21 protein-coding genes are annotated in these 26,441 nt (G+C 62.3%); 8 read left to right on the top strand and 13 right to left on the bottom strand.

All coding sequences use genetic code 11. The features are described from left to right. The first annotated feature begins 1 nt into the window (after position 1). Positions 2 to 238, top strand: a complete 237-nt coding sequence (locus ACM5SV_RS23690) for a hypothetical protein (RefSeq protein WP_003545603.1) — start codon at positions 2 to 4, stop codon at positions 236 to 238. A gap of 20 nt (positions 239 to 258) precedes the next feature. On the opposite strand, the gene ACM5SV_RS23685 is transcribed toward ACM5SV_RS23690, so the two are convergent. Then, positions 259 to 1,128, bottom strand: coding sequence for a LysR family transcriptional regulator (locus ACM5SV_RS23685; protein ID WP_012756105.1), 870 nt, complete (start codon positions 1,126 to 1,128; stop codon positions 259 to 261). A 90-nt stretch (positions 1,129 to 1,218) separates the two neighbouring features. Between ACM5SV_RS23685 and ACM5SV_RS23680 the strand changes: the two genes are divergently transcribed. Next, complete coding sequence (locus tag ACM5SV_RS23680) at positions 1,219 to 1,455, top strand: hypothetical protein (protein WP_222016293.1); 237 nt, start codon at positions 1,219 to 1,221, stop codon at positions 1,453 to 1,455. Here the strand turns inward: ACM5SV_RS23680 and ACM5SV_RS23675 are convergent. The 4 genes from ACM5SV_RS23675 to ACM5SV_RS23660 all read right to left on the bottom strand — a co-directional run bounded on the left by ACM5SV_RS23675 (position 1,428) and on the right by ACM5SV_RS23660 (position 7,958). Continuing rightward, positions 1,428 to 3,275: a methyl-accepting chemotaxis protein gene (locus ACM5SV_RS23675; RefSeq protein WP_128406378.1), complete on the bottom strand. Its 1,848-nt coding sequence runs from the start codon at positions 3,273 to 3,275 to the stop codon at positions 1,428 to 1,430. The genes ACM5SV_RS23680 and ACM5SV_RS23675 overlap by 28 nt on opposite strands. Before the next feature lie 229 nt (positions 3,276 to 3,504). After that, a complete protein-coding gene (locus ACM5SV_RS23670; RefSeq protein ID WP_113546493.1) occupies positions 3,505 to 6,036 on the bottom strand; it encodes a methyl-accepting chemotaxis protein in 2,532 nt (843 codons plus the stop codon). Positions 6,037 to 6,349: 313 nt separating this feature from the next. Then, positions 6,350 to 6,493: a hypothetical protein gene (locus tag ACM5SV_RS23665; protein WP_012756101.1), complete on the bottom strand. Its 144-nt coding sequence runs from the start codon at positions 6,491 to 6,493 to the stop codon at positions 6,350 to 6,352. Between the two features lie 244 nt (positions 6,494 to 6,737). Continuing rightward, the gene (locus ACM5SV_RS23660; RefSeq protein ID WP_113546494.1) at positions 6,738 to 7,958 is read right to left on the bottom strand and encodes an NAD(P)/FAD-dependent oxidoreductase; all 1,221 of its coding nucleotides are present in this window, start codon (positions 7,956 to 7,958) and stop codon (positions 6,738 to 6,740) included. A gap of 88 nt (positions 7,959 to 8,046) precedes the next feature. On the opposite strand from ACM5SV_RS23660, the gene ACM5SV_RS23655 reads away from it, so the two are divergent. From ACM5SV_RS23655 to edd, 5 genes are all read left to right on the top strand, one after another. Next, on the top strand, positions 8,047 to 9,483 hold the full coding sequence (locus ACM5SV_RS23655; protein ID WP_012756099.1) for a glutamine synthetase family protein: 1,437 nt from the start codon (positions 8,047 to 8,049) through the stop codon (positions 9,481 to 9,483). Positions 9,484 to 9,495: 12 nt separating this feature from the next. Continuing rightward, entirely contained in the window at positions 9,496 to 10,794 is a 1,299-nt protein-coding gene (locus ACM5SV_RS23650; protein WP_221968046.1) for an NAD(P)/FAD-dependent oxidoreductase, read from the top strand. 134 nt (positions 10,795 to 10,928) lie between these two features. Next, entirely contained in the window at positions 10,929 to 12,404 is a 1,476-nt protein-coding gene (gene zwf / locus ACM5SV_RS23645; protein WP_012756097.1) for a glucose-6-phosphate dehydrogenase, read from the top strand. 10 nt (positions 12,405 to 12,414) lie between these two features. After that, a complete protein-coding gene (gene pgl, locus ACM5SV_RS23640; RefSeq protein WP_017992958.1) occupies positions 12,415 to 13,113 on the top strand; it encodes a 6-phosphogluconolactonase in 699 nt (232 codons plus the stop codon). A gap of 77 nt (positions 13,114 to 13,190) precedes the next feature. Next, positions 13,191 to 15,014 carry a phosphogluconate dehydratase gene (gene edd, locus ACM5SV_RS23635; RefSeq protein WP_221968048.1) on the top strand — a complete coding sequence of 608 codons (1,824 nt, stop codon included), beginning with the start codon at positions 13,191 to 13,193 and terminating at the stop codon, positions 15,012 to 15,014. A gap of 87 nt (positions 15,015 to 15,101) precedes the next feature. On the opposite strand, the gene ACM5SV_RS23630 is transcribed toward edd, so the two are convergent. From ACM5SV_RS23630 to ACM5SV_RS23605, 6 genes are all read right to left on the bottom strand, one after another. After that, complete coding sequence (locus ACM5SV_RS23630; RefSeq protein WP_003545591.1) at positions 15,102 to 15,455, bottom strand: hypothetical protein; 354 nt, start codon at positions 15,453 to 15,455, stop codon at positions 15,102 to 15,104. A 176-nt stretch (positions 15,456 to 15,631) separates the two neighbouring features. Continuing rightward, complete coding sequence (locus ACM5SV_RS23625; protein WP_017992956.1) at positions 15,632 to 16,720, bottom strand: ABC transporter ATP-binding protein; 1,089 nt, start codon at positions 16,718 to 16,720, stop codon at positions 15,632 to 15,634. Between the two features lie 50 nt (positions 16,721 to 16,770). Next, positions 16,771 to 18,423 carry an alpha-glucosidase gene (locus tag ACM5SV_RS23620; protein WP_221968050.1) on the bottom strand — a complete coding sequence of 551 codons (1,653 nt, stop codon included), beginning with the start codon at positions 18,421 to 18,423 and terminating at the stop codon, positions 16,771 to 16,773. Between the two features lie 34 nt (positions 18,424 to 18,457). Next, positions 18,458 to 19,621 (bottom strand): carbohydrate ABC transporter permease, encoded by a 1,164-nt coding sequence (locus ACM5SV_RS23615; RefSeq protein WP_221968052.1) that lies wholly within the window; start codon positions 19,619 to 19,621, stop codon positions 18,458 to 18,460. Position 19,622: 1 nt separating this feature from the next. Then, complete coding sequence (locus ACM5SV_RS23610) at positions 19,623 to 20,636, bottom strand: carbohydrate ABC transporter permease (RefSeq protein ID WP_003545587.1); 1,014 nt, start codon at positions 20,634 to 20,636, stop codon at positions 19,623 to 19,625. A 188-nt stretch (positions 20,637 to 20,824) separates the two neighbouring features. Further along, positions 20,825 to 22,186 carry an ABC transporter substrate-binding protein gene (locus ACM5SV_RS23605; protein WP_012756090.1) on the bottom strand — a complete coding sequence of 454 codons (1,362 nt, stop codon included), beginning with the start codon at positions 22,184 to 22,186 and terminating at the stop codon, positions 20,825 to 20,827. Between the two features lie 308 nt (positions 22,187 to 22,494). Here ACM5SV_RS23605 and ACM5SV_RS23600 point away from each other — a divergent pair, with 308 nt between their 5' ends. After that, complete coding sequence (locus ACM5SV_RS23600) at positions 22,495 to 23,520, top strand: LacI family DNA-binding transcriptional regulator (protein WP_012756089.1); 1,026 nt, start codon at positions 22,495 to 22,497, stop codon at positions 23,518 to 23,520. Between the two features lie 50 nt (positions 23,521 to 23,570). On the opposite strand, the gene folD is transcribed toward ACM5SV_RS23600, so the two are convergent. After that, the gene (gene folD / locus ACM5SV_RS23595) at positions 23,571 to 24,470 is read right to left on the bottom strand and encodes a bifunctional methylenetetrahydrofolate dehydrogenase/methenyltetrahydrofolate cyclohydrolase FolD (protein WP_012756088.1); all 900 of its coding nucleotides are present in this window, start codon (positions 24,468 to 24,470) and stop codon (positions 23,571 to 23,573) included. Between the two features lie 118 nt (positions 24,471 to 24,588). Beyond that, positions 24,589 to 26,361: a succinoglycan biosynthesis protein exop gene (locus ACM5SV_RS23590; protein WP_222016298.1), complete on the bottom strand. Its 1,773-nt coding sequence runs from the start codon at positions 26,359 to 26,361 to the stop codon at positions 24,589 to 24,591. Positions 26,362 to 26,441 lie beyond the last annotated feature (80 nt).

Genomic DNA, 26,441 nt, shown 5'->3' with positions numbered 1-26,441 from the left:
CATGGCATCCATCACACGGGTCAGAGAACGGGCCGAAGAGCAGGCAAGCAGCATGAGCGAGGATCAGCAGACGACGATCCGCATGCTCGCCAACGACCTGCATCGGCTGAACCAATCGGTCATGAAAGCCGTCGAGGCCGGCGTCTCGGTCGAACTGGTGCGCTCGGCCCGTCATCACGGCGGCGACGGCCACTGGGGCGACCTGCTGATTCCGGTCGTCGTCACTAACCGGCATTGACCAAAGCCAGCCGCGGCGCATCAGCCGCGGCTCGGTCGTTTTCCGGCGAAGAGATCGGCATAACTTTTGATGAGCTTGGTCATGCGGTCGGCGACCATCCGGATCTCCGGGCGGTGGCGGTCCTCGGCATTCATGACGATCCATTGCCGGTGGCGCAATTCCGGCAACTCGCCACCCTGCCGCTGCAATTCGGGATGGAGATCGCCGACGAAACAGGGAAGCACGGTCTTGCCGGCGCCGGCGCGCACCAGATCCGGCAGCGAACGCGGCCGATTGACGGTGGCGACGATCCCTGTTGCGGCATGGGCGTGCGGCCAGCGCAGATAGGCCGATATCGCCTCTTCCTCAGCAACGGCAATCCAGCGCTCGTCGGTCTCGGCGGCGTTGCGCCTGATATAGACGGCATAGGCCACCTCTCCGAGCAGACGTGCGGCAAGATTGGCCTCCTCAGGCTCGAAGGCGCGAATACCGATATCGCTCTCGCGATAGGCAAGGCTTGCCCGCGCCTCGCCAATGGTGAGCGAAATGGCGAAGGCATCGCCCGGCATGCGGATTGCGGCGAAATTCTCGGTCAGCAGCCAGGCGAGCCAGGTGCCGGCAGCGACCCTGACGGTCGTGCCGCCCTCGCCGGATTGCCGCCATGCCGCCACCTTGCGGGCGGCGGCCTCCATCTCCTGAAGGTGATCGAGCAGGGCCTGGCCATCCTGGGTCAGACGGTATCCGGTCTGGCTGCGCGAAAACAATGCGCGGCCGATTTCCTGCTCGAGATCGAGCATGCGTCGGCCGACAGTCGCAGGACTGAGCCCGCTTGCGGTGCTTGCCCCCGTCAGCCCGCCAAGCCGGGCCACCTGCAGGAAAAGCTGATAGGAATCCCAACTCGCATTTTTCATCAATGAAAAACATAGCGGGATTTTTCCCGTTTATAAAGAGAAATTCGACGCCTAAATCAGGTGATGTCTTATACAGGAAAGGACATCGTCATGATCGACATGCTCACCATCGCAGGCACCATCGGCTATCGGCACTATCCCAAGCGAAGCCGTTGCAAGGCGGAAGAGGACAGATTCTATGCCGAGTTCGGAAACAATAGCCTCATTGGCTTCGCCGCCTGGCTGACGTCGCTCGACCTCGACCTCAGAAGGCGCCGCAAGACCGCGGCGCAATCCCGCGGTGGCAGCGGCTGCGCGGGTCAGGCGACTCTTCTTGCTCCGAGATGAGCCGGTGCCGATTCTGCGACGATGCGGAAGCGCTCGATCAGCGCCATCAGCGTATCGGCTTCGCCGGCAAGCAGGCGGCTTGCCTGCGTCGTCTCGGCAACCATCGCCGCGTTCTTCTGGGTCATCTGGTCCATGGCGTTGACCGAACCGTTGACTTCCTGCAGCGCGGCCGACTGGTCGCGGCTGGCGGTGGCGATGGTCTCGACATGGCCGCTGATCGCGATGATCTCCTGGCTGATCGAGGCAAGGACGCTGCCGGTCTTCTGGACCAGTTCGGAGCCTGCCGTCACTTCGCGGCTCGACGTCTCGATGAGCGACTTGATCTCGCGAGCCGCATCGGCCGAGCGTTGGGCGAGTTCGCGGACCTCCTGAGCGACGACGGCAAAACCCTTGCCCGCCTCGCCGGCGCGCGCCGCCTCGATGCCGGCATTCAGCGCCAGAAGATTGGTCTGGAAGGCGATGTCGTCGATCACCTCGATGATCTGCTCGATGCGCTGCGAAGCCTGCTCGATGCGATCCATGGCGGCGACGGCATCGCCGACGACGGCGCCGGAATTGTCGGCCGTCTTCTTGGTCGCAGCCACGACATTGTTGGCTTCACGGGCACGCTCGGCGGATGAACGAACGGTCACGGTGATCTCTTCCACCGCGGCCGCAGTCTCCTCGAGGTTCGCCGCCTGCGCCTCGGTGCGTTTCGAAAGCTCGCCGGCAGAGGCGGAGACGGCGCCGCTGTTGCGCTGGATCGTCGCGGCGCTGTCACGGATACCGGACAGCGTATCCTGGAGCCGCAAGAGGGAAGCGTTGAAATCGACGCGCAGCTGCTCCAGCCGGCCGACGAAGGGCGTGCCGATCGTCTGTGAGACATCGCCCTGCGACAGGCGCCCGAGGCCGGCGGCAAGCTGGTTGACGGCAAAGTCGATCTGGCCGTCGAGCGAGCGCTTGTCGGCATCGTTCCTGGCCCGTTCGGCATCGCTCAATTCGCGCTGTTCGGCAGCCTGGGTTTCCAGGTCGCGCCTTGCGCGGGCACTGTCGCTGAAAAGCGCCAAGGCCCGGCCGATGTCGCCGAACTCGTTCTTCTTTTCGACACAGGGGATCGCCCCTTCGAGATCGCCCGCGGAAATCGAGTGCACGCTCGCTGTCAGCGCCTGCAAAGGCTTCACCGACAGGCGGATCGCATAAAAGGCGAGAACGCCGACGATGAGCATGACGATGGCGCCGACACCGAGAACCAGCATCTGCAGCTCATACATGCGCTGGTAATAGACCTCCATCGGAATGCCGATGAAGAGAATGCCGACATTGGCGTTCGAGGCATTCTTGATGGGGAAATAACCGGTCATGAACTTGCGGCCGAAAAGCTCCGCCGGACCGTAATAAGCCTCACCCCTGGCGAGAACTGGCTGGGCCGGGTGCTCGGCTATCAGCTTGGTGCCGACGGCGCGGTCGCCGTTTTCCTTCTTGACGTTGGTGGATATGCGGACGTAGTCGCTGCCCTGTTTTTGGAAGATGGTCGCGACACCGGCGATCGATTGCGCCGTGCGGTCGACCAGCGAATGATCGGCAAGGGCCGGGATGGCGTCTTCGGTGACGGCGGAGAGCTGATTGTCCTTCAGTTCGATCTTTGCAGCCTGATCAGCCGCGCCGTAGAGGACAGCCATCGCACGGGCGGCGTCCTTCGCATCGGAGACGGCCCCGTCCATGACCTGATGGCTCAAATTGTAATAGGTCACGCCAACGATGGCGGCCGTGCTGATCGCCAGCAGAAACAGCGTGATCGCAACGATCTGGCGTACGATCGACGTAGAGAAAAGGCGCAGCATCGAGACCCCCGGGAGATAGACCAAGGTTAAATTAGACTAAAAGCGTTAAGGAAGATTCTCCGTAAATCAGGGCTGTCGGAGGTATTCATCGGTCTCGTTTCGGACGGACCATCTATGCGTGATGGCCGCGCCGCCGCTCGCAATCCGACCGGAGCGCGATTTCTGCGAAATAAAGAAAACGGCCCCGGAAAACTCCGGGGCCGTTCGCACGAAGGCGGTCGGTCGATGATCAGGCGGCGCGATAGACCGGCGCACCGGTGGCGTCGCCGTCGATCTTGAACTGCTGAATGAGCCGGCGCAGCGAACCGGCCTCGTCGGCTAGTTCGCGGCTGGCGGCAGTCGTCTCCTCCACCATGGCGGCGTTCTGCTGCGTCATCTGGTCCATCTGGTTGACCGTCGCGTTGACGCTCTGCAGCGCGTTGGACTGGTCGTGGCTGGCGCGAGCGATCATCTCGACATGCTGGCTGATCGTGACGATCTGGGCGCTGATCTTGGCGAGCACCGTGCCAGTCTCCTGCACGAATTGCGAGCCGGAATTGACCTCGTTGGTCGACTTGTTGATCAACCCCTTGATCTCCTGCGCCGCGGCTGCGGAGCGCTGGGCCAGTTCGCGGACTTCCATCGCGACCACCGCGAAGCCTTTACCGGCCTCACCGGCGCGCGCCGCCTCGATGCCGGCGTTGAGCGCCAGGAGGTTGGTCTGGAAGGCGATCTCGTCGATGACGCCGATGATCTGCTCGATCTGGCGCGAGGCACCTTCGATGCGGCTCATCGCGTCGATCGCATTGCTGACGACGACGGCGGAATCGTCGGCGCTGCGCTTGGCCTGGCGGACGATCTGGTCGGCATCCTTGGCCCGTTCGGCCGACGAGCGGACCGTGACGGTGATCTGATCGACGGCAGCCGCGGTCTCTTCGAGCGAGGCAGCCTGCTGTTCGGTGCGCTTGGAGAGATCCTCGGCCGACTGGGCCATCTGGTTGCCGTTGCCCTGGATCAATTCGACATTGTCGCGGATCTGGCTCATCGTCGCCTGCAGGCGCATCATCGAACCGTTGAAATCCTGGCGCAGCTGTTCGAGGCGGCCGATGAAAGGCGTTTCGATCGTCGTCGAGATATCGCCCTGCGACATGCGTTCGAGGCCGGCGGCGAGCGCGTTGACCGCGAATTCGATCTGACGATCCATCTCGCGCTTTTCGGCGTCGTTACGCAGGCGCTCATGTTCGGCAGCGGCGCGTTCCTCGTCGCTCTGCTCCTCGATGCGGATCTTCGAGATGGCGTTTTCCTTGAAGATGCCGAGCGCGCGGGCCATGTCGCCGATTTCATCGTGGCGCTGCTCGCCGGAGATGCTGGTGTCCAGCGCCCCTTCGGCGATGCGGCGCATGGCGGCGGTGATATGGCTGATCGGGCGCTGCAGCGTCAGCACCAGGGCAATACCGCCGAGGATCGACAGCAGGATGCCGAGACCGGTGGTCATGACGGAAATGCTGTTTGCCTGAGTGCGCTCGGTGCCGGCCGTCTGCTTCTGCAGTTCGGCGAAATCGGTCAGCTTTTTCCAGATCTGGTCGAGCTCCTGGCGGGCGGCGGCATAGGCCGTGACGCGCTCGCCGATCGTGTCGACGATCTTCGAGCCGCCGCCGGAGATGACGTCGAGCGCCGGCTGGATCGCGCCGGATATACCTTCGGCAAAGCCCATGCCCTTGGCGCTGGTGACCAGCACCTGCATGTCCTTGCCGAGCGTGCCGGCCTGCTGCTGCAGACGCACGAGATTTTCCTTGCTGGAGTCGGCGAGAAAGTCGGAAAGAACGATCTGCAGCGAATAGACGGAATTTTCGAGGCGCCTCGTATCCTGCAGGACCGAGTTGGCCTGGGCGATCCGGCCGTCGAGCGCCGCGAATTCCTGGGTCGCGTCACGCATCTTCTGCGTTGCGGTCAGCTGCGTATAGGTCGAGGTCTGGCGGAAGCGCGAAACAAGGCGGCCGAGTTCGGTGGCGGTCTCGTCGGTCGGATTGGGCGTCTGGACGATCGCCTTGATGCCGTCGATGGTCGCAGCCAGCGCCTCGATGACATTCTTCTGATTGCTCGGAACCGAGATGGCGATCAGACGCTGCGATTTGATGATCTCCGGCATCTGTTCGTTGATGAAGGCGATCTTGTCCTGCGGTGTCTGCGGCTTGCTGAAGCCGCTGGCGACGGTGCCGAGGAAATCGCCGCCCTTCAGCAGGCGGTCGGCCGTGCGAAGGGTGCTGGTGGCGGCGCTCTCGTCGCTCTGGACGGTGCTCTGCAACTGCTCGGCCTGGTAGGACACGGTGAAACGGGTGCTGATCACGCTTTTCTGGGCCGCGTCGATCTGCTCATGCAATGCCTGTTCCTGCTCGTGCAGGGCCCAGAGCTTGTCGACGACGCCCGAAATTTCCTTGGTGCGGCGCGATGCCTCCGCAAGGCTGTCACGGCCAGCGGCTTCGTCACCGACCTGGCTCAGCGTCTGGTCGAGCACGCCTTGCTGGATCTTCAGATCCGCGCTCAGTTTGTCGCGCGCTTCAGGGCTGGTGACGCGCAGGAAATCATCCATCGAACCATAGAGATCCTTGAAGCCGCTCAGCGACTGCAGCACGCTGTTGGATATTTCCATGCGGCCCTGCAGAAGTCCCGAAGCGTAGAGGCCGGTCAGGCCCACCGCCGAAATGGTGACGACGAAAGGCAGAACGAAGATCAGAACCTTGGTCTTGATCCTGAAGCGGGAAAGAATCTTATCAATCAACATGGCGTTCCGGGCCTTTCATACACCACTCCTCCCGCAGGCGGCCACATGGCGCCAGCCGGGTGCACATCGAGCTGTTCTTATTTTACATTGGGGAACCCGGAAGCCAGGCGGCAGTCATTGCCAGTTCATGTCCAAACAACTTGGAGATGCCCAAATATTCGCGGGCAATTGTGTCAGATTAGATATTAATTTTCGGATAAGCAGTGACGGCGGGTTAAGCCAAGGCAGTGAAATAGTTGCAAAATTATGGGCCGCGTCGTCGCGGTGAGGTGATCACCATGCCGGAACGTTTGCTCCAGGCCTGCGGACGGGATCAGATGAAGTGCGAGAGCAGCAGCGCGAGGCTGGCGGCGGTGGCGCCGGCTGCAAGCATCAGATAGCGCAGGGCGACCATTCGAGCGTTGGGCTTTGCCTCGGCAATTGCGATGGCGCGGGCGCGTCGTGCGTTTCTGTTCATGGTCGAAACCTCACTTCTCTCTGACACAACAACAATCCAACAAAACGGCTTGCCGGTAAAGCTTAATTTAGGAACGACCTTACAAACCGCCAATTGAGACAGGATGGCGCACCTCTATTAAAAAGTCTTGAATCGGCATTTCTAAAGCACGTCGCGCTGAATCGGGACCATGCGACGCGCTTTAGGTCTTTGTTTTATGCATGTCGTTATCTCAAAACCGCTGCACACTTTTGGGCGACATGCATTAGACGCATTCGCCCGCGGCAAAACCGGAAGCCCAGGCCCACTGGAAATTATAGCCGCCGAGCCAGCCGGTGACGTCGACGCATTCGCCGATGAAATAAAGGCCGGGCACGGCTTTTGCTTCCATGCTGCGGGAATCGAGCGCTGCCGTGTCGATGCCGCCGAGCGTCACTTCGGCGGTGCGGTAGCCCTCCGAGCCGGAGGGTTTGACTGCCCAGTTCTGGACGCCGGCGGCAAGACGCAGCAGCGCCTTGTCAGGCAGGTCGGCCATGTTGCCGGAGATTTTCTCGCGCTCGACGAGAAATTGTGCCAGCCGCTTCGGCAGGATATCGCCGAGTGCCGTCTGCGGCGACTGACGGCCATTGAGCTGCTTTGCCACCTTCAGATGGGCGGCAATATCGATATCCGGTTCGATGGCGACCACGATCTCGTCGCCCTCGCGCCAATAGGAGGAAATCTGCAGGATGGCCGGGCCGCTGAGCCCGCGATGGGTGAACAGCAGCGCTTCGCGGAAGCCGGTCCTGCCGTGGCGGATTTCGGCCGGGGCGGCAATGCCGGCGAGCGGCGCGATGCTTTCCAGCAGGCCGGGATCGAGCGTCAGCGGCACGAGGCCGGGTCGGGTTTCGAGCACGGCCAAGCCGAACTGCTCGGCGAGGCGATAGGCAAAGCCGGTGGCGCCCATCTTCGGGATCGACTTGCCGCCGGTGGCGACGATCAGCGACGATGCTTCACAGTGACCTTCGCTCGTCGATACCCGGAAGCCGGATTCGGTCTTTTCGACGCCTGATATCTCGGTGCCAAGATGCAGCGTTGCACCGGCCGCGCGCATCTCCGCCAGCAGCATACGGATGATGTCTTTGGCGCTATCGTCGCAGAAAAGCTGGCCGAGCGTCTTTTCGTGCCATGTAATGCCATGACGGTCGACCATGGCGATGAAATCGGCGGGCGTGAAACGGGCAAGCGCCGACTTGCAGAAATGCGGGTTGGCGGAGAGGAAATTCTTCGGTCCGGCATGGATATTGGTAAAATTGCAGCGGCCGCCGCCTGATATGCGGATCTTCTCGCCAGGCGCCCTGGCATGGTCGAGGATGACGACCGAGCGGCCGCGTTTTCCGGCGCGGATGGCGGCCATCATGCCCGCCGCTCCGGCGCCGATGACGATAACGTCGCTTTTGCGCTGCAAACCCGTTTCCCCGATCAAACCCGCGTCTTCTTTTTCCATCAAAGGGCGAAAGTCAACGTTTGCCACCCCTCGCCAATTGGCAAAGTCTGGTTATGATGGCACCACGATCAATACAAACCGGTGTGTCATGTCCCCAAAAAAGACGACGCTGAAGCCTGCCAGAAACGTACCCGCCTCGAAGAAAACTCCCCCGGAACCCGGATCCCTGCGTGGCGTTGCGAACTGGAAGGAAGCAGCGCGGTGGCTGAGGGCGAGAGGCATCGAAGACATCGAATGCATCACGCCGGACCTTGCCGGCGTTGCGCGCGGCAAGATGATGCCGAGCTCGAAATTCACCTCCAACACCTCGCTGGCGCTGCCTTCGGCCATCTACCGGCACACGATTTCGGGCGAATATCCCGACGAGACGGAGAGCTTCCGCTATGAGCCGCGCGACAGCGACCTGAAGCTGATGCCCGACCTTTCGACGCTGTCCGTCGTGCCCTGGGAGACCGACCCGACGGCACAGGTGATCTGCGATATCGTCGATTCGGACGGCGGCGAAGTGCCCTATACGCCGCGCAACGTGCTGAAGCGGATCATGAGCCTCTATCATGAGCGCGGCTGGAAACCGATCGTGGCGCCCGAGATCGAATTCTATCTCGTCGCCAAAAACGACGATCCCGACTATCCGCTCCACCCGCCCAAAGGCCGGTCCGGCCGCTCGATCCTCGGCGGCCAGGGCTATTCGATCGCCGGCATCAACGAGTTCGACGAACTGATCGACGACGTCTATCATTTCTCGGAGAAGCAGGGGCTGGAGATCGATACGCTGATCCATGAAGAGGGACCGGCGCAGATGGAGATCAACCTGCGCCACGGCAATCCGATCGAACTTGCCGACCAGGTATTCCTGTTCAAGCGGACGATCCGCGAGGCGGCACTGAAACACGACATCTATGCGACCTTCATGGCCAAGCCGATGCAGGGCCAGCCGGGTTCGGCGATGCATATCCACCAGTCGGTGGTCGATATCGAGACCGGCAAGAACATCTTCTCCAATGCCGATGGCTCGGCTTCGAAGGAATTCTTCCATTTCATCGGCGGCATGCAGAAATTCGTGCCGAGCGCGATGGCGATGCTGGCGCCTTACGTGAATTCCTACCGACGCCTGCAGCCCGATATGTCCTGCCCGGTCAACAATGCCTGGGGTTACGACAACCGGACGACCGCCTTCCGTGTCCCGGTCTCCGATCCGCAGGCGCGGCGCGTGGAAAACCGGCTGCCGAGCTCGGACGCCAACCCCTATCTCGCGCTCGCCGCCTCGCTCGCCTCCGGCCTGCTCGGCATCATGAAGCAGATCGAGCCGACGGCGCCGACCGAGGATTCGGCCAATGAGGGATCGATCGACCTGCCGCGCGGCCTGCTGGAAGCCGTGGCGCTGCTCGAGGACGAACCCGCTTTCGAGGAGATGTTCGGCAAGCAGTTCATCGGCCTTTATGCCGGCGTCAAGCGCGGCGAGTTCGAGACCTTCATGCAGGTGATCAGCCCCTGGGAGCGGGAATTCCTTCTGCTCAACGTGTGAGGCAAGCATCAAATGGCATCGCAGGAGACGTGGCAGAGCCCGATCGCGCCCGGGCTGTCCTGGTATCAGGCAACCGTCGGGGAGCGGCCCACCTACCCCGCTCTCGACGGCTCGAGAACATGTGACGTCGCAATTGTCGGCGGCGGTTATACCGGCCTGCAGGCCGCCTATAATCTTGCCAAGTCAGGCGTTTCGGTGGTCCTTATCGAGGCCTACCGCTTCGGCGACGGGGCGTCCGGGCGCAATGGCGGCCAACTCGGCACCGGTCAGCGATGGTGGCCGGAAGAACTCGAGGAGAAGATCGGCTACGAACGCTCGAAGGCGCTGTTCGATCTTGCCGAAGCGGCCAAGCGCCATCTCATCGATTTCGCCCGCGAGCATCAGATCGAGATCGACTATGTGCCCGGCCAGCTCAACGTCGCACACAAGGCGAGCTACAAACGCGACTATTACGAAAATGCCGAAATCGCCGCCTTACGGTACGGCTATCCGCATCTAAGCTTTATGGACGAGAAGGAAACGCAGGAGAGGCTCGGTTCGAAGCGTTTCCATTGCGGTGTGCGCGATGTCGGCACCGGCCACATCCATCCGCTGAAGCTGCTGGTCGGGCTGGCGCGGGTCGCCGCCAATGCCGGCGCTGAAATCTTCGAGATGACCAAGGCAACGGCGATCCGCCAAAGCGGCGGCAAGGTGACGATCGAAACCGAAAGGGGAACGATCACCGCCGAGCGCGCACTGATCGCCTGCAACGGTCATATCGGCGACCTTGAACCGGTAACGGCGAGCCATGTCATGCCGATCCGCTCCTTCATCGGCGCCACGGCGCCCCTCGACGGGCATGCCGGTGTGCTTTCCGGGGGCGAGGCCGTGGCCGATTCGCGCTTCGTCGTGCGCTACTTCCGCAAATTCGGCGATGGCCGCCTGCTGTTCGGCGGACGCGAAGCCTATACCTCGGACAATCCGCGCGACATTTCAGAGCACATCCGCCGGCAGATCGCCGAGATCTATCCAGAGCTGAAGGACATCGAGATCACCCATGCCTGGGGCGGCAGCGTCGGCATCACCCTGCCGCGCCAGCCCTTCGTGCGGGAGGTCATGCCCGGGGTCACCTCGATCGGCGGTTATTCCGGCCATGGCGTCATGCTGTCAAACTACTGTGGCAAGCTCTATGCGGAAACGGTGCTTGGAAAATCCGGCGATCTCGATCTCTTCACATCGCTCGATATTCCCGCCTTTCCCGGCGGAGCCCGGATGCGCGCACCGTTGCTTTTCCTCGCCTTGTCGTGGTTTGCACTTCGCGACAAGTTTTAGTCCGATTGCGGATTTCCTCTTCCGGAAATTCGCTCTAAAACCAGTTCCTGAGAGATTCATTGCACTGCACACTGGCTTTTTTAAATCGATTAGATTAAAAGGGCCGCCAACCAGCCTGATTGAGAGACAAGCTCATGAGCAGCCAAATCATTCCCGTTGAGCCCTTTGATTATGTCGTCTTCGGCGGCAGCGGCGACCTTGCAGAACGCAAGCTTCTGCCCGCGCTGTATCATCGCCAGATCGAAGGCCAGTTCAGCGAACCGACCCGCGTGATCGGCGCCTCGCGCAGCCCGTTGACGCACGAGGAATACCGCAAATTCGCCAAGGACGCGCTGAACGAGCACCTGAAGAAGGGTGAATATGACGAGGCGGAGGTGGAGAAATTCTGTGCCCGCCTCTACTACGTCTCGGTCGACGCCCGCACGGATGCCGGTTGGGATCAGCTGAAGAAGCTGCTCGACGAAGGCAAGGATCGCGTGCGCGCCTTCTACCTCGCCGTCGCTCCGGGCATCTTCGGCGATATCTCGCAGAAGATCCACGACCACAAGCTGATCACCAAATCGACCCGCATCGTCGTCGAGAAGCCGATCGGCCGCGACCTCGCCTCGGCGCTGCAGCTCAACGACACGATCGGCCGTGCCTTCAAGGAAGAGCAGATCTTCCGCATCGACCATTATCTCGGCAAGGAGACGGTGCAGAACCTGATGGCGCTGCGCTTCGCCAACGCGCTCTACGAGCCGCTGTGGAACGCCAACTACATCGACCACGTGCAGATCACCGTGGCTGAATCGGTCGGCCTCGAAGGTCGCGCCGGCTACTACGACACGGCGGGCGCACTGCGCGACATGGTGCAGAACCACATCCTGCAGCTGCTCTGCCTGACGGCGATGGAAGTGCCCTCGTCGATGGATTCGGAAGCCGTGCGCGACGAGAAGCTGAAGGTGCTGCGGGCGCTGAAGCCGCTCAATGCCTCCAACGTCGAGCAGGCGACGGTCCGCGGCCAGTATCGCGCCGGCGCATCGGGCAGCGGACCGGTCAAGGGTTACCTCGAAGAACTCGAAGGCGGCGTCTCGAACACCGAAACCTTCGTCGCCATCAAGGCCGAGATCAACAACTGGCGCTGGGCGGGCGTTCCCTTCTATATAAGAACCGGCAAGCGTCTGACGGGGCGCATGTCCGAGATCGTCATCACCTTCAAGCCGATCCCGCACGCAATCTTCGACCAGGCGGCCGGACGCATCAACGCCAACCAGCTGATCATCCGCCTGCAGCCGGATGAGGGCGTCAAGCAGTCGCTGATGATCAAGGATCCGGGTCCGGGCGGCATGCGCCTGCGCAATGTCTCGCTCGACATGAGCTTCGCCCAGGCCTTCAACGTCCGCAATCCCGACGCCTACGAGCGCCTGCTGATGGACGTGATCCGTTCCAACCAGACGCTGTTCATGCGCCGCGACGAAGTCGAAGCCGCATGGAAATGGGTGGATCCGATCCTCAAGGGTTGGGAAACGACCGGCCAGCAGGTGCAGGGCTATACAGCCGGCACCTGGGGGCCGAGCCAGGCCATCGCGCTGATCGAGCGTGACGGCCGCACCTGGCATGACGAAATCTAGGACGAAATCGATGGCATCGACCCTGCATTCCTTCGCCAGCGCCGCAGACCTCGCCGGCAGTCTCGCCGACAAGGTCGCCGATGCGCTTTCGGCGGCGATTGCCGCCCGCGGAACGGCGTCCATCGCCGTTTCCGGCGGCTCCACGCCGAAGGTCTTCTTCCAGACGCTTTCGACGCGCGACGTCGCCTGGGACAAGGTGACGATCACGCTTGTCGACGAACGTTTCGTGCCGGCCGACAATCCGCGCTCGAACCATCTGCTTGTTGATGCCAATCTGCTGCAGAACAAGGCAAAGGCGGCACGCTTCCTGCCGCTCTATCAGGATGCTGCCTCCGCGGAGGAGGCGGCAAGGCTCGCAACCGAGAAGACCAGGGCGATCAGTTCACCCTTCGACATCGTCATCCTCGGCATGGGTGGCGATGGACACACCGCCTCGTTCTTTCCCGGCGGCAGCAATCTTGCCAAGGCGATCGATGCGTCGACGCCGCGCGGCATCATTACCATGGAAGCGGAAGGAGCCGGCGAGCCGCGCCTGACCTTCACCTTCTCCAGTCTTGAGGATGCCGCACTCCTGGTTCTCCATATTGAGGGCGAAGGCAAAAAAGACGTTCTCGTCAAGGCGGAAGGCAGCGGTGACGAGGCAGAAATGCCGATCCGCGCCGTTCTGCGCCGGGCCACTTCCCCGGTCGAGATCTACTGGGCTCCCTGATCCACCGTCATCCGGATTGAGATTCAGGCCAGAGCCGCCGAAACAGATAAAGACAACGAACAAGGCAGGGATTTTCCATGTCCGCTCACGCACGCATTTCTGCGATCACCAATCGCATCGTCGAACGCTCGAAGCCAAGCCGCGAGCGCTACCTGGAACGCCTGCGCGCCGCCGCTTCCAAGGGTGTCGCGCGCTCGGTGCTTGGCTGCGCCAACCTTGCCCATGGCTTCGCGGTCTGTTCCCCCGCCGACAAGGATGCGCTCGCCGGCGACCGCATCCCCAATCTCGGCATCATCACCGCCTATAACGACATGCTCTCGGCCCACCAGCCATTCGAGACCTATCCGGCGATCATCCGCGAGGCGGCGGCCGAGGCAGGCGGCGTGGCGCAGGTGGCCGGCGGCGTGCCGGCGATGTGCGACGGTGTCACGCAGGGACAGCCGGGCATGGAGCTCTCGCTGTTCTCGCGCGACCTGATCGCCATGTCGGCGGGCGTCGGCCTGTCGCACAACATGTTCGATGCCGCCCTCTTCCTCGGCGTCTGCGACAAGATCGTGCCCGGCCTGGTGATCGCGGCATTGTCCTTCGGACACCTGCCGTCGATCTTCGTTCCGGCCGGTCCGATGACCACAGGCCTGCCGAACGACGAGAAGTCACGCGTGCGCCAGCTCTTCGCCGAAGGCAAGGTCGGACGCGCCGAGCTGCTGGAGGCGGAATCGAAATCCTATCACGGCCCCGGCACCTGCACCTTCTACGGCACCGCCAATTCCAACCAGATGCTGATGGAGATCATGGGCTTCCACATGCCCGGCTCGTCCTTCATCAATCCCGGCACGCCGCTGCGCGAAGCGCTGACGCGCGAAGCCGCCAAGCGGGCGCTGGCGATCACCGCGCTCGGCAACGAATTCACGCCGGCCGGCGAGATGATCGACGAACGCTCGGTCGTCAACGGCGTCGTCGGCTTGCATGCGACCGGCGGCTCGACCAACCATACGCTGCACCTCGTCGCCATGGCGCGGGCGGCCGGCATCCATCTTACCTGGCAGGACATTGCCGAGCTCTCGGAAATCGTCCCACTGCTTGCCCGCGTCTATCCGAACGGGCTCGCCGACGTGAACCATTTCCAGGCGGCCGGTGGCATGGGTTTCCTCATCAAGGAACTCTTGAAGCACGGCCTGGTGCATGACGACGTGCGCACAGTCTTCGGCCAGGGCCTCGCAGCCTATACGGTGGATGCCCGTCTCGGCGAAAACGGCGCCGTCATGCGCGAGCCGTCGCCGGAAAAAAGCGTCGATCCCAAAGTGCTTTCTAGCATCGAGACGCCGTTCCAGGCGAATGGCGGGTTGAAGATGCTGCGCGGCAATCTCGGCAAGGCGGTCATCAAGATATCCGCCGTCAAGCCGGAGCGCCACATCATCGAGGCGCCGGCGATCATCTTCCATAGCCAGCAGGCGCTGCAGGATGCCTTCAAGGATGGCAAGCTCAACCGAGATTTCATCGCCGTCGTGCGCTTCCAGGGCCCGAAGGCGAACGGCATGCCGGAACTGCACAAGCTGACGCCACCGCTCGGCGTGCTGCAGGACCGCGGCTTCCGCGTGGCGCTGCTCACCGACGGGCGCATGTCCGGCGCATCCGGCAAGGTGCCGGCCGCGATTCACGTCACGCCGGAAGCGGTCGACGGCGGTCCGATCGCCCGCATCCGCGAGGGCGACATCATTCGCCTCGACGCGATCAAGGGCACGCTCGAGGTGCTCGTCGATGCGGCCGACATGGCCGAGCGTGAACCTGTCGTCGTCGATCTCTCCGACAATGAATTCGGCATGGGCCGCGAGCTCTTCGCGCCGTTCCGCCGCGCCGTCGGGCCTTCGGACCAGGGTGCGAGCGTGCTCTTCCACCACTGAGCGGGTGGCTTCTGGCAAACAAAAACCCGCGGGAGCCTGAAGCGCCCACGGGTTTTGATTTCAATGCGTCCTGGTGAACGCGCGACTTTAGGCTCGAATATCGAGAACGTAGTCGCGGTGCGCCGGATGGGTGCTGTAGACGAAGATCTTGTTCAGCTCTTTCTGCGTCAGCAGGCGCAAGAAGCGAACTTCCACTGTGTTGTTGGCGTTGACCTTCATCAGCAGGCATCCGACCTTGGTGATGCGGGCATCCGGAATATCCAGATAGAACTGCTTCGGCAGGCTGAACTGGGTCAGGATCGCGAGCGTCGCGCTGCTCATCGAGATCCGGACAATGTCGCAGCGGCGCGAAGCCGCGTGCATGACGCCCTTTTCCGTATATTCGATGCGCGCGGCGTTCATGGTGTCCTCCATCTTGAACCGCGCCTCGCGGTCATACATGAAGGATTCTTCCTTGCTCAGGAAATGAGATTTTGGCTGTGACGGATTGGAAGCGGCCACCTGCTTATCCCCCTCATAAATTGACAGGGAAAAGGTAGCAGCCGATCTTTAACAGAAAGTGAGAATTCGGCCCGTCCCGCACAATTCTTGGGGCCATCACCCCAAAAATGGCCGCCTCACTTTCGGTAGGTATGGCCGGTTGCGTCAAACAGATGCAACTTCTGCCTGTCGGCGGCAAACCGCATCCTCTGGCCCTTCTTCACATCATAGATGCCGGGCAGCTTGACGACGATCGGCTCGCCCGGGACCAGACCCTCGATATAAAGCAGCGTCACTTCGCCGAGCGCTTCGACGATCGACACTTCCCCTTCGAAAAGGTAGTCGGCGCCATCGGCAACCCGGAGATCCTCCGGCCGAACGCCGAAGCTTGCCTGCTTGCCCATTTCCGACGCGTCGGTCGCCACATCCAGCGTCACCGACATGCCGCCGGTCAGCGTCACCGTCGTCTGGCTTCCAGTCCCGGCGACCGTCGCCGGAATGATGTTCATCGCCGGCGAGCCGATGAATTTCGCGACGAAGAGGTTTGCCGGGCGCTCGTAGAGGTCCAGCGGCGCGCCGACCTGCTCGATATTGCCGGCGGAGAGAACGACGATGCGATCAGCCAGCGTCATCGCCTCGACCTGGTCGTGGGTAACGTAGATCATCGTCGTATCGGCCATCTGTTCGTTCAGGCGGGCGATCTCGATGCGGGTCGCGACGCGCAGCGCGGCATCGAGGTTGGACAGCGGCTCGTCGAACAGGAAGACCTTGGGATCGCGGCAGATGGCGCGGCCGATCGCCACGCGCTGGCGCTGGCCGCCGGAAAGCGCCTTCGGCAGGCGACCGAGATATTGGGTCAGCTGCAGGCTCTCGGCCGCCGCTTTGACGCGGCGATCGATTTCCTGCTTGCTTTCGCCGGCGATCTTCATGCCGAAAGCCATGTTGTCGAACACCGTCATATGCGGGTAGAGCGCATAGGACTGGAAGACCATGGCGATGCCGCGCTTGGAGGGCGGCACGTCATTGACGAGATGGCCATCGATATACATCTCACCGCCGGTGATCGCCTCGAGACCGGCGATCATGCGCAGAAGCGTGGACTTGCCACAGCCGGACGGACCGACGAAGACGATGAATTCGCCCTGCTTGATATCGAGGTCGATACCGTGGAGAACGTCCACGGAACCGTAGGATTTGCGGATATCCTTCAGCGTCAGTCCAGTCATTTCTCTCTCCCTGTGTTCCCTGGGCCTGTGTTTCCTTAGGCCTATGTTCCTTAGGCAAGACGGGCGAAATACGCCCCCCAGGCCGGAATATCGATCTTGTCGCCATAGTTGTTGCTGGTAAAGCCGTGGCCCGTCAATGCCTGCCATTCTCCCGCAGGCAGAATGACGGCGGCCTCGGCCGGGCTCATGTTGAAGATGCAAAGCAGCTTCTCGTTGCCGTATTCACGGGTGAAGACCAGGCTATCGGCCTGTTGTTCCTCGAATTCGATCTCGCCCTTGGCAAAAGCCGGATGCAGCTTGCGGAAAGCGATGAAGCGGCGATAGTGCTCCAGCACGGAAGCCTCGTCGCCCAGCTGGACGCTGACGGCACGCAGGATATGCTCGACCGGCACCGGCAGCCAGGGCTTGACCGTCGAGAAGCCGCCCTGGGCGACCTGGCTGTCCCAGACCATCGGCGTGCGGCAGCCATCGCGGCCCTTGAATTCCGGCCAGAACTGGATGCCATAGGGGTCCTGCAGATCCTGATAGGCGAGATCGGCCTCGGTCAGCGCCAGCTCCTCGCCCTGATAGAGGCAGACGGAGCCGCGCAGCGTCATCAGTAACGAGGCATAAAGCTTGGCAAAGGCGTCGTGATCGGCGACCAGCCCGCCCCAGCGGCTGACATGGCGCATGACGTCGTGATTGGAGAAGGCCCAGCAGGCCCAGCCATCGGGTGCGGCAGCTTCGAAATCCTGCATCACCTCCTCGACGCGCTCCGGCGTCAGCGGATCGGGCGCCAGGAACTCAAAGGCATAGCACATGTGCATCTTGTCATTGCCGGAGGTGTATTCGCCGACGATTTCAAGGCCGCGCTGGCTGTCGCCGACTTCGCCGACGGCGGCGATTGCCGGGAATTCCTCGAGAACGGCGCGGAAGCGCTTCAGGAAGGCAAGGTTCTCCGGGCGGTTCTTGTCGTAGAGATGCTCCTGAAAATTATAGGGATTGACCGCCGGCGCCGTCGAAGCGTTGCGGCGCTCGGGGGCAAGCGCCGGATTGTCGCGCAGTTGCGTGTCATGGAAATAGAAATTGATGGTGTCGAGGCGGAAGCCGTCGACGCCGCGATTGAGCCAGAAGCGCACGACGTCGAGCAGACGGTCCTGCACCTCAGGATTATGCAGGTTCATGTCCGGCTGCGAGGTCAGGAAATTGTGCAGGTAATATTGCATGCGCGTCGGATCCCACGCCCATGCCGAGCCGCCAAAGATCGACAGCCAGTTGTTCGGCGGCGTGCCATCCGGCTTGGCGTCGGCCCAGACATACCAGTCGGCCTTGGCGTTGGTCTTGCTGGATCGGCTCTGCACGAACCAGGGATGCTGATCCGAGCTGTGGGAGATGACGAGGTCGATCATCACGCGGATGCCGAGGCGATGGGCCTCGGCGATCATCGTGTCGAAATCCACCAGCGTGCCGAAGATCGAATCGACATTCTCGTAGTCGGAAACGTCGTAACCGAAATCGCGCATCGGCGAGGTGAAGAAGGGCGAGATCCAGATCGCATCGACGCCAAGGTTTGCCACATGCGGCAGGCGAGCGGTGATGCCCTTCAGGTCGCCGATGCCGTCGCCGTTCGAATCCTGGTAGGAGCGCGGGTAGATCTGGTAGATCACCGCGCCGCGCCACCAGTCCTTGTCAGGGGTCGAGATCGATTGGGAAGCCACGTTCATGGAATATCCTGTTTGAAGTCACGTTTGGAAATGGTCAGCCTCCCTTGACCGAACCCGCCAGCAGACCGCGCACCAGGTAACGCTGCAGCCCGAAGAAGACGAGCAGCGGCACGATGATGGTGACGAAGGCGGACGCCGTCAAAATCTCCCAATTGCCGCCGCGCGAGCCGAGCAGCGCGTTCAGGCTGCCGGTCAGCACGATGTGGTCCTTGTCGGTGCCGAGGAAGACCATGGCGACGAGCAGGTCGTTCCACACCCACAGGAACTGGAAGATGGCGAAGGAGGCGAGTGCCGGGAAGGACAGAGGCAAAACGATGCGGACGAAGATCTCGAAATCGCTCGCGCCGTCGACGCGGGCGGATTCGATGATCTCCTTCGGCAGGCCGGCGATATAGGCCCGCAAGAGATAGATGGCGAGCGGCATGCCGAAAGCGGTATGAGCCAGCCAGATGCCGGGATAGGTCTTCGACGGCTGGCCGAGCATGTTGCCGATCTCGTTATAGAGGCGCAGCAGCGGGATCAGGGACATCTGCAGCGGCACGACGATGAGGCCGACGACGAGCGCAATCATCAGCCCGCGGCCGGGAAACTCCATCCAACTCAGGGCATAGGCGGCGAAAGCGGCAATCAGGATTGGGATGATCGTCGCCGGGATCGTCACGGTCAGCGAGTTGATGAAGGATTGGCCGATGCCCTCGCCGGTCAGAACCGTGTTGTAGTTCTGCATCGTGAATTCCGGCGGCGCCGAGACGGATGCATAGATGCGCTTCGGGCGTTGGTCGGGCGAAAAGGCGGCGTTCTTCACATAGCGGTAGCTGCCGTCGCTGTTGATCTGCAGGGTTTCACCGTCGCCGAGATCGGCGGTCTCACCGGCCTTGAAGGCGGCCGGCTGCTGTATGCGGTTGCCGAAGGCCTTCACCGCGCGGCCGGTCTGGCCTTCCAGCACATTGCCCGAGATGACGTAGGTGGCACCCTCCTGCTTTTGCTGGTCGGGTGTACCAAGGCGGACCGCGGCCGTCTGGGTCGAGCCGACGAAGGCCGTCCACCAGCCGGAGACGACGATCTGGTCCTTGTCGCGCAGCGCGCTGACGAAGATGCCGAGCGTCGGGATCAGCCAGATGATGACGATCAACAGAACGGCTGCGTGAACGAAGAGCCGGGCGGGGCCGATCTTGAAGTAGCTTCCGATAGCGGTCATCTCAGTGGCCCTTCAATTCGCGATTGGCGCGGCGCACGTTCCAGACCATGATCGGCGTGACAGCGAGCATGATGATGATGGCGATGACCGCACTTCGGCCGGAATCGCCGCCGCCGCGGAACATCCAGTCGAACATCAGGTTCGCCAGCACCATCGTCTGCCACTGGCCGTTGGTCATGGTCAGCACAATGTCGAAGACCTTGAGGACGAGGATGGTGATAGTCGTCCAGACGACGGCGATGGAACCCCAGACCTGCGGCACCATGATGCGCCAGAAGATCTGCCAGCCATTGGCGCCGTCGATCACGGCGGCTTCGATCGTCTCCTCGGGGATGCCGCGAAGGGCGGCCGACAGGATGACCATGGCGAAACCGGTCTGGATCCAGATCAGAATGATCATCAAGAAGAAGTTGTTCCAGAAGGGAATGGAGATCCACACCTCCGGCGTACCACCGAAGGTCTGGACGATAGCGTTCAGCAGGCCGATCTGGACGTCGTTACCGCCGCGATATTCATAGATGAATTTCCAGATGACCGAGGCGCCGACGAAGGAGATCGCCATCGGCATGAAGACGATGCTCTTGGCGATATTGCCCCACCAGATGCGATCGGTCATCACGGCGATGACGAGGCCGAAGAAGGTGCAGGCGGCCGGCACGACGGCGAGCCAGAGGATGTTGTTGAAGATCGACTGGCGGAATTCGCGGTCGCCGAGCGCCCATTTGTAGTTGGCGAGGCCGACGAACTGCAGGCCGGCACGGTCGTAGAAGGAGAGGATGAAGGTCGCAACGACGGGATAGACGAGATAGACGACGAGCAGGAAGAGCGCCGGGCCGATGAACAACCACGGCCGGACGAGTGCACGCCGGTTGAGATTGCGCGATGCGGCGCGGATGTCACCATCCTTCACCGGCAGAGCGAGATCCAGGATCTTGTTCGAAAAATAGAAATAGGCCGAGCATGCGATAACGGCTCCGACCACGACGCCCAAAGCGGACACTATCTGCGACAGCATTTCGTCCCTCCCCTGCTTCCCCTGATCTTATTCCGACCGGCTTTTATTCTGACGGGTCAACGCCGGTCACCGTCAATCTATTTGTATAGCCCAATCACAATATATCCTGCGATGGCCGGGCTCTTTGCGAGCCCGGCCAGTCATGCAAGCCCATGCCGCCGGCAAGCCGGCGGCATAATTTTGAAAGATTACTTGATGCCGTCCCAGGCGCTCTGGATTTCGCCAGCGGCCTCTTCAGCGGACTTGCCGCCGACGAAATCGACCATGCCAGTCCAGAAGGCGCCGGCGCCGATCTTGCCCGGCATCAGGTCGGAACCGTCGAAGCGGAAGGTGGTGGCCGAGGTCAGGATATCGCCTTCCTTCTTCATCTGCGGGTTGGCATAGGCCTCGGTGCTGACGCCCTTATACGGCGTCAGGAAGCTCGACTGCGCCATCCAGACCTCATGGGCGATCGGGGTCTTCAGGAAGTCGATGAAGGCGCGGGCCGTCTTCGAGTCCTTGGCGATCGAGACGAGCGTGCCGGCGCCGAGAACCGGCTTGCCGAGTTCGGGATGCGACGCAAAGGTCGGCATGTAGAAGAAGTCGGCATCCTGACCGAGCTTCGTGCCTTCAGGGAAGAAGGACGGGATGAACGAGGCCTGATGGTGCATGTAGCACTTCGGCGGAACCGCGAAGAGGCCCTTCGGGCTGTCGCGGAAATCGGTCGAGGCCACGGCTGCGACGCCGCCATCGACGTATTTCGCGTTCTTGGCGAACTTGCCAAACTCGTCGATCGCGGCAACGACCGCCGGATCGGTGAACTTCAGCTCGTTGGTCGTCCACTTGTCGTAGGCTTCCGGCGGCTGCATGCGCAGCATGATGTCCTCGACCCAGTCGGTCGCCGGCCAGCCGGTGGCGCCGCCGGAACCGAGTCCGATGCACCAGGGAACGCCGCCGTCCTTGACGATCTGGTCGGTCAGGGCATGCAGTTCTTCCATGGTCGTCGGGATCTTGTAACCGGCTTCCTCGAAATTCTCCGGCACGTACCAGACCAGCGATTTTACGTCGGCCTTATACGGGAAGGCGTAGAAGGCTTCCTTGCCGTCCTTGCCCTTGTAGGTACCGTAACCGACCCAGCTGTCGCCGGCGCCGTAATTGTCCTTGATCCACTTGGAGTTGTCATCGCCGAGCGGCGTCAGGAAGCCCTTGCTGGCGAGATCGGCCAGGAGGCCGGGCTGCGGCAGAACGGCAATGTTCGGCGGCGAGCCCGCCTGCGTGTCGATAACGATCTGCTGTTCGTAGTTTTCGGAAGACGAGTATTTGGCATCGATGCCGGTGGCTTCGGTGAAATAGGCAAGCACGCTCATGAAGAACGCCTCGTCCTCGCCGCGCCACGGCCCGAAGATCGTCAGCGGCTGACCCTTCAGATCGGCATGCGCAGCCTTGAACTCGTCATAGCTCTTCCAGTTGAACTTGGAATCCTGTCCCGGGGCAAATTTCAAATCGGCCGCGGACGCAGCACCGGCAAAAAGCGCTGCCACGGCAACGCCCATCAAAAATGACTTTTTCATGTGATCAACCTCCCATCACAATCCCAACCGCGCCGAATTCCCTCAATAAAGAAATTTCAAAGCGCTTTGACACCCAACTCATTCCACTTTCGGTGGAATGAAGTCAAGTTAATTCGCGAAAACCCGCTGCAAACACGCCAGATATCGGGGCATATCGCGGCGCAACAGCACCTATCGGGAACTATGGAGCGATTTTTCTTGAGTCAAGCGCGCCAGATGATACATAATTGAAAGCGCTTTGGATACCACTGGGAGGCGGCAGGCCTTTTCAAGACGGCTGACGGGCGGGCCGGGAGGAAGCATAGCAGGTGAATCTCAAACAGCTATCGGAATTGCTGGGGCTGTCTCAGACGACGGTGAGCCGAGCGCTCAACGGCTATCCCGAGGTCAACGAGGCGACCCGGGAGCGCGTGCTTCAGGCTGTCAAGGAAACCGGGTACCGCCCGAACAAGGCGGCGCAACGGCTTGCGACCGGCAAGGCAGGCTCGATCGGCCTCGTCATGCCGACGGCGCCCGGCCACCAGTCCGACGTTCATTTCGGCGAATTCCTGGCAGGGCTGGGCGAAGAGGCCGTGCGCCACGACTTCCACTTCGTGATCATGCCGGCCGACCCGGATGACGAGGTGGCGGCGCTGCGCCGCCTTGCGATCAGCGGCAATGTCGATGCCCTGTTCGTCGCCTATATGCGCGGCCACGATCCACGGCTCGCCATGTTGAAATCGCTCTCGATGCCCTATGTCGTGCACGGCCGGTCCTTCGGTTCGGAGCCGGACTATCCCTATCTCGACATCGACAATGAAGGCGCCTTCTACGACGCGACGCGGCTCTTGCTACAGCTCGGCCATACGCGCTTTGCGCTGATGAACGGACCGATGCATCTCGATTTCGCCATCCGCAGGAAGAACGGTGTCGTCGCCGCCCTTGCCGAGCGCGGGCTTGCGCTCGAGGAGGGTTGCATGAGCCACGCGCTGATGACGGACGAACAAGGCCTGCTGGCAATGGAACACTTCCTGCAATTGCCGGAGCGACCGACGGCGATCCTCTGCTCCAGCACGGTGCTGGCGCTCGGCGCGATCCGCGCGGTCAACCAGGCCGGATTGCGGCTCGGCGAGGATATCTCGCTGATCGCCCATGACGACGTACTGCCGCTGCTGAAACCGGAAAGCTTTTCCGTGCCGCTGACGACGACGCGCTCTTCACTGCGGGCGGCGGGCGTTCGCATCGCGCAGCGGCTGATCGGCACGGTAAAGCAGGCGGGCCCCTTCCCCGACCAGGAGCTCTGGAAGACCGAGCTGATCGTCAGGGCCTCGACCGGTCCTGTTCCCCAGGCCTAGAACAGGATGTCGTCCGAAAACCGCTCACACTTTTCGGCATCATGCTCTAATCAAAACTGCGGCGGTGTCTGCCCTGCGGTGCGATGGGCGGCAATGACCGTATTGGCCATCAGCATGGCAATGGTCATCGGCCCGACGCCGCCGGGAACCGGGGTTATGGTGCTGGCGACCGCCGAAACCTCCTCGAAGGCGACGTCACCGACGAGCCGGGTCTTGCCCTCGCCTCTTTCGGGGGCTGCCACCCGATTGATGCCGACGTCGATGACCGTCGCACCGGGCTTGACCCAATCGGCCCTGACCATCTCCGGCCGGCCGACGGCGGCCACCAGGATATCGGCGTTGCGGCAGACCTCGGCGAGATTCTTGGTCCTGGAATGAGCGATCGTCACCGTCGCATTGGCGTTGAGCAGCAATTGCGCCATCGGCTTGCCGAACAGGTTGGAGCGACCGATGACGACGGCGTTGAGGCCGGAGAGATCCTCGCCATGGGTGCGGCGGACGAAGACCATGGCGCCGGCCGGGGTGCAGGAGACAAGTCCGGTCTTCAGATCGCCGGTGGCGAGCTTGCCGGCATTGACGACGCTCAGACCGTCGACATCCTTTTCCGGCAGGATCGACTGGATGATCGCCTCGCTGTCGAGCGGCTTCGGCAGGGGCAGCTGCACCAGAATGCCGTGGATCGACGGATCGGCGTTGAGGCTGGCGACGAGGGCTGCCAGATCCTCCTGCTTCGTCTCGGCCGGCAGCGTGTGCTGAACGGACTTGAAGCCGCACTCCTTGGCCATGCGGCCCTTGGAGCCGACATAGGCGTGGCTTGCCGGATCGTCGCCAACGATGACAACCGCAAGACCGGTGGTGACGCCGCTGCTCTTTTCCAGCGCCGCCGTCGCACTCTTGACCGTCTGAATGACCGATGCAGCTACGTTCTTTCCGTCGATTACTGTCGTCACGCGTCTCTCCGCCCTGTTTCGCGTCAATCTATGGATATTCGGCGAGCGTCAATTGCCCGCTAACGCCCTATCCTGTCCGAAAGCGGCAAGGCAATAGCAAGCTTGCAAGGAAATGTTTTCAGCGCAGGGGCTGCCGCGCTTCGAGCGCATGAACACGAAGCCGGTCGCGCAGGCCGGAGATCTCGGAGCGCAGCAGCTCCATCTCGTCGACCGGTGCGGGGGCCTGCGCGGGCATCGACGGCAGTGCGGCCTGCGGCCGAAGTACTGGCATTTTTTCCCTTGCGGGATCGGCGACGGGCCTCCGCAGCCGGAGCAAGAAAGCCGCGGCAAGGCCTATCGCAAGGCCCGCTGCGGCACCGGCCAGCGAGCGGCCGGTCAGGCCATCGCTTCCCGATACTGCGGTTGCCAATGCTGGCTTCAGGAGAACGATACGACCGTCGGCGGCCGTTTCCACCGCTGTGGACGTCGCCTCTTCGAGGCGCGAGCGGGCGGCATTCGCCTTTTCGCTGAGCTCGGTCAGGCGTGACAAATCGACGCCGGTGTCCCGGCTCTGGGCGATCAGCGTGTTGCGGCGATCGTTCAGGCCCTTGCGCGCATCGACGGCGGCTTTGGCGGCGAGGTTGGCAGTCTGGGCAAGACGGGTCAGCTCCTTGCCCATATTCTCCTTCAGACCGTCGGTTTCGGCCTGCTGCTGCAAGAGGCGCGGATGGCGCGGGCCGAGCTCGGCGGAAAGCTGCGCAAGCGTCGTTTTGGCGACGGCATATTTGTCACGCCAGTCCTGCAGCGCCGGCGAAAGCATATCGGAGGGGAGCGAACCGTCGAGCACTTCGGCAAGTTTTGCGGCTTTGAGCCGGTCGGTCTGCGCCTTGGCGGCAAGGATGTTCTGGTCGGCCGCTTTCAGATCGGCATCGAGCTGGTCGATCTGGCGGCGAAGATCGATCGCCACCTTGACGTTGCCCTCGCCGCTCTTCGCCGTGAAGGCGGCAAGCTCCACTTTCACCTCGTCATAGGTTTTGCGCAAGGCGGTATCGGTCTCGACGTTGCCGCCGGGTCCGTCTGCTGCGGACACCGCTTCGGCAAGCTTTGCGGCGATGCGCATGGATTTGCCGCTATTACCGGTCGTCGCCCTGACGAGGATGGTGCCGGCGGCGGCATCGGGCAGTATCTCGACCGCATGTTTCAGCGTCGCCTCGGCGCGCGAGGCCGGATCGGCAGCAGCGCCGGTCGCCGAGAGGAGATCGAGCGCGACGCCGAGCGCATTGGCACTGGCGCCGGCAAATTCGGGGTCGTGATCGAGTTTCAGGGCGGCCACCGTCGAAGCAACCACCCGCGCCGACAGCAGCCCTTTCGCCGCGGCCTGGGTGAAGGCAGCGCGGCTTGCGGCATCGCTCTTCACCGCAAGCGTCGCCTCGGCACGGTAGAGGGCCGGCGAAGCCGGCATCAGCGCCGGCAAGCCCGCGCCGACGATCGTCGCGGCGGCCACCATCATCACAAGACCAATGCCGCCCACGCGGCGGCGCGGTGCGACCGACCGGGCCGCCGCGGGTTCTTCACGGACCGCTGCCAACGGTTCGGGTGAGATCATCGGCTCGTCGGCCGGAACGCTCAGCTCTTCGTCGCCCGCCGGCTGCTGAAGAAGCGGATGGCCGACGTCGTTGGCGGCCCGGAGGCGGTTGCCGAGGATGGTTTCGATGCGGTCGACCAGCGGTGCGGTGCGCGCCGCCCTGGCGCGCTGCTCCTCCAGCACCCGGCCGATGGCGCGCAGCAATTCGGCCTCGGGCGGCGCGATATCAGGCTGGCGAGACCGGGGTGCCCCATAGGAATCGTCATCATGGCGCGGCCCTGCGGCTACGCGATCCTGGAAGTTGTTTCTGGCCCTGATATCGTACATTTGCGCCACATCTCATGCACATGATGGCCGAGTTCGCTCATCCGCACGGATACAGATGATTAAGCCACTCTAAATATTCA

Source organism: Rhizobium sp. CRRU65 (assembly GCF_048551595.1).
GTDB classification, from domain to species: domain Bacteria; phylum Pseudomonadota; class Alphaproteobacteria; order Rhizobiales; family Rhizobiaceae; genus Rhizobium; species Rhizobium leguminosarum_J.
The sequence above is the reverse complement of the archived record's forward strand: the minus strand, read 5'-3'. Positions and strand labels throughout refer to the sequence as shown.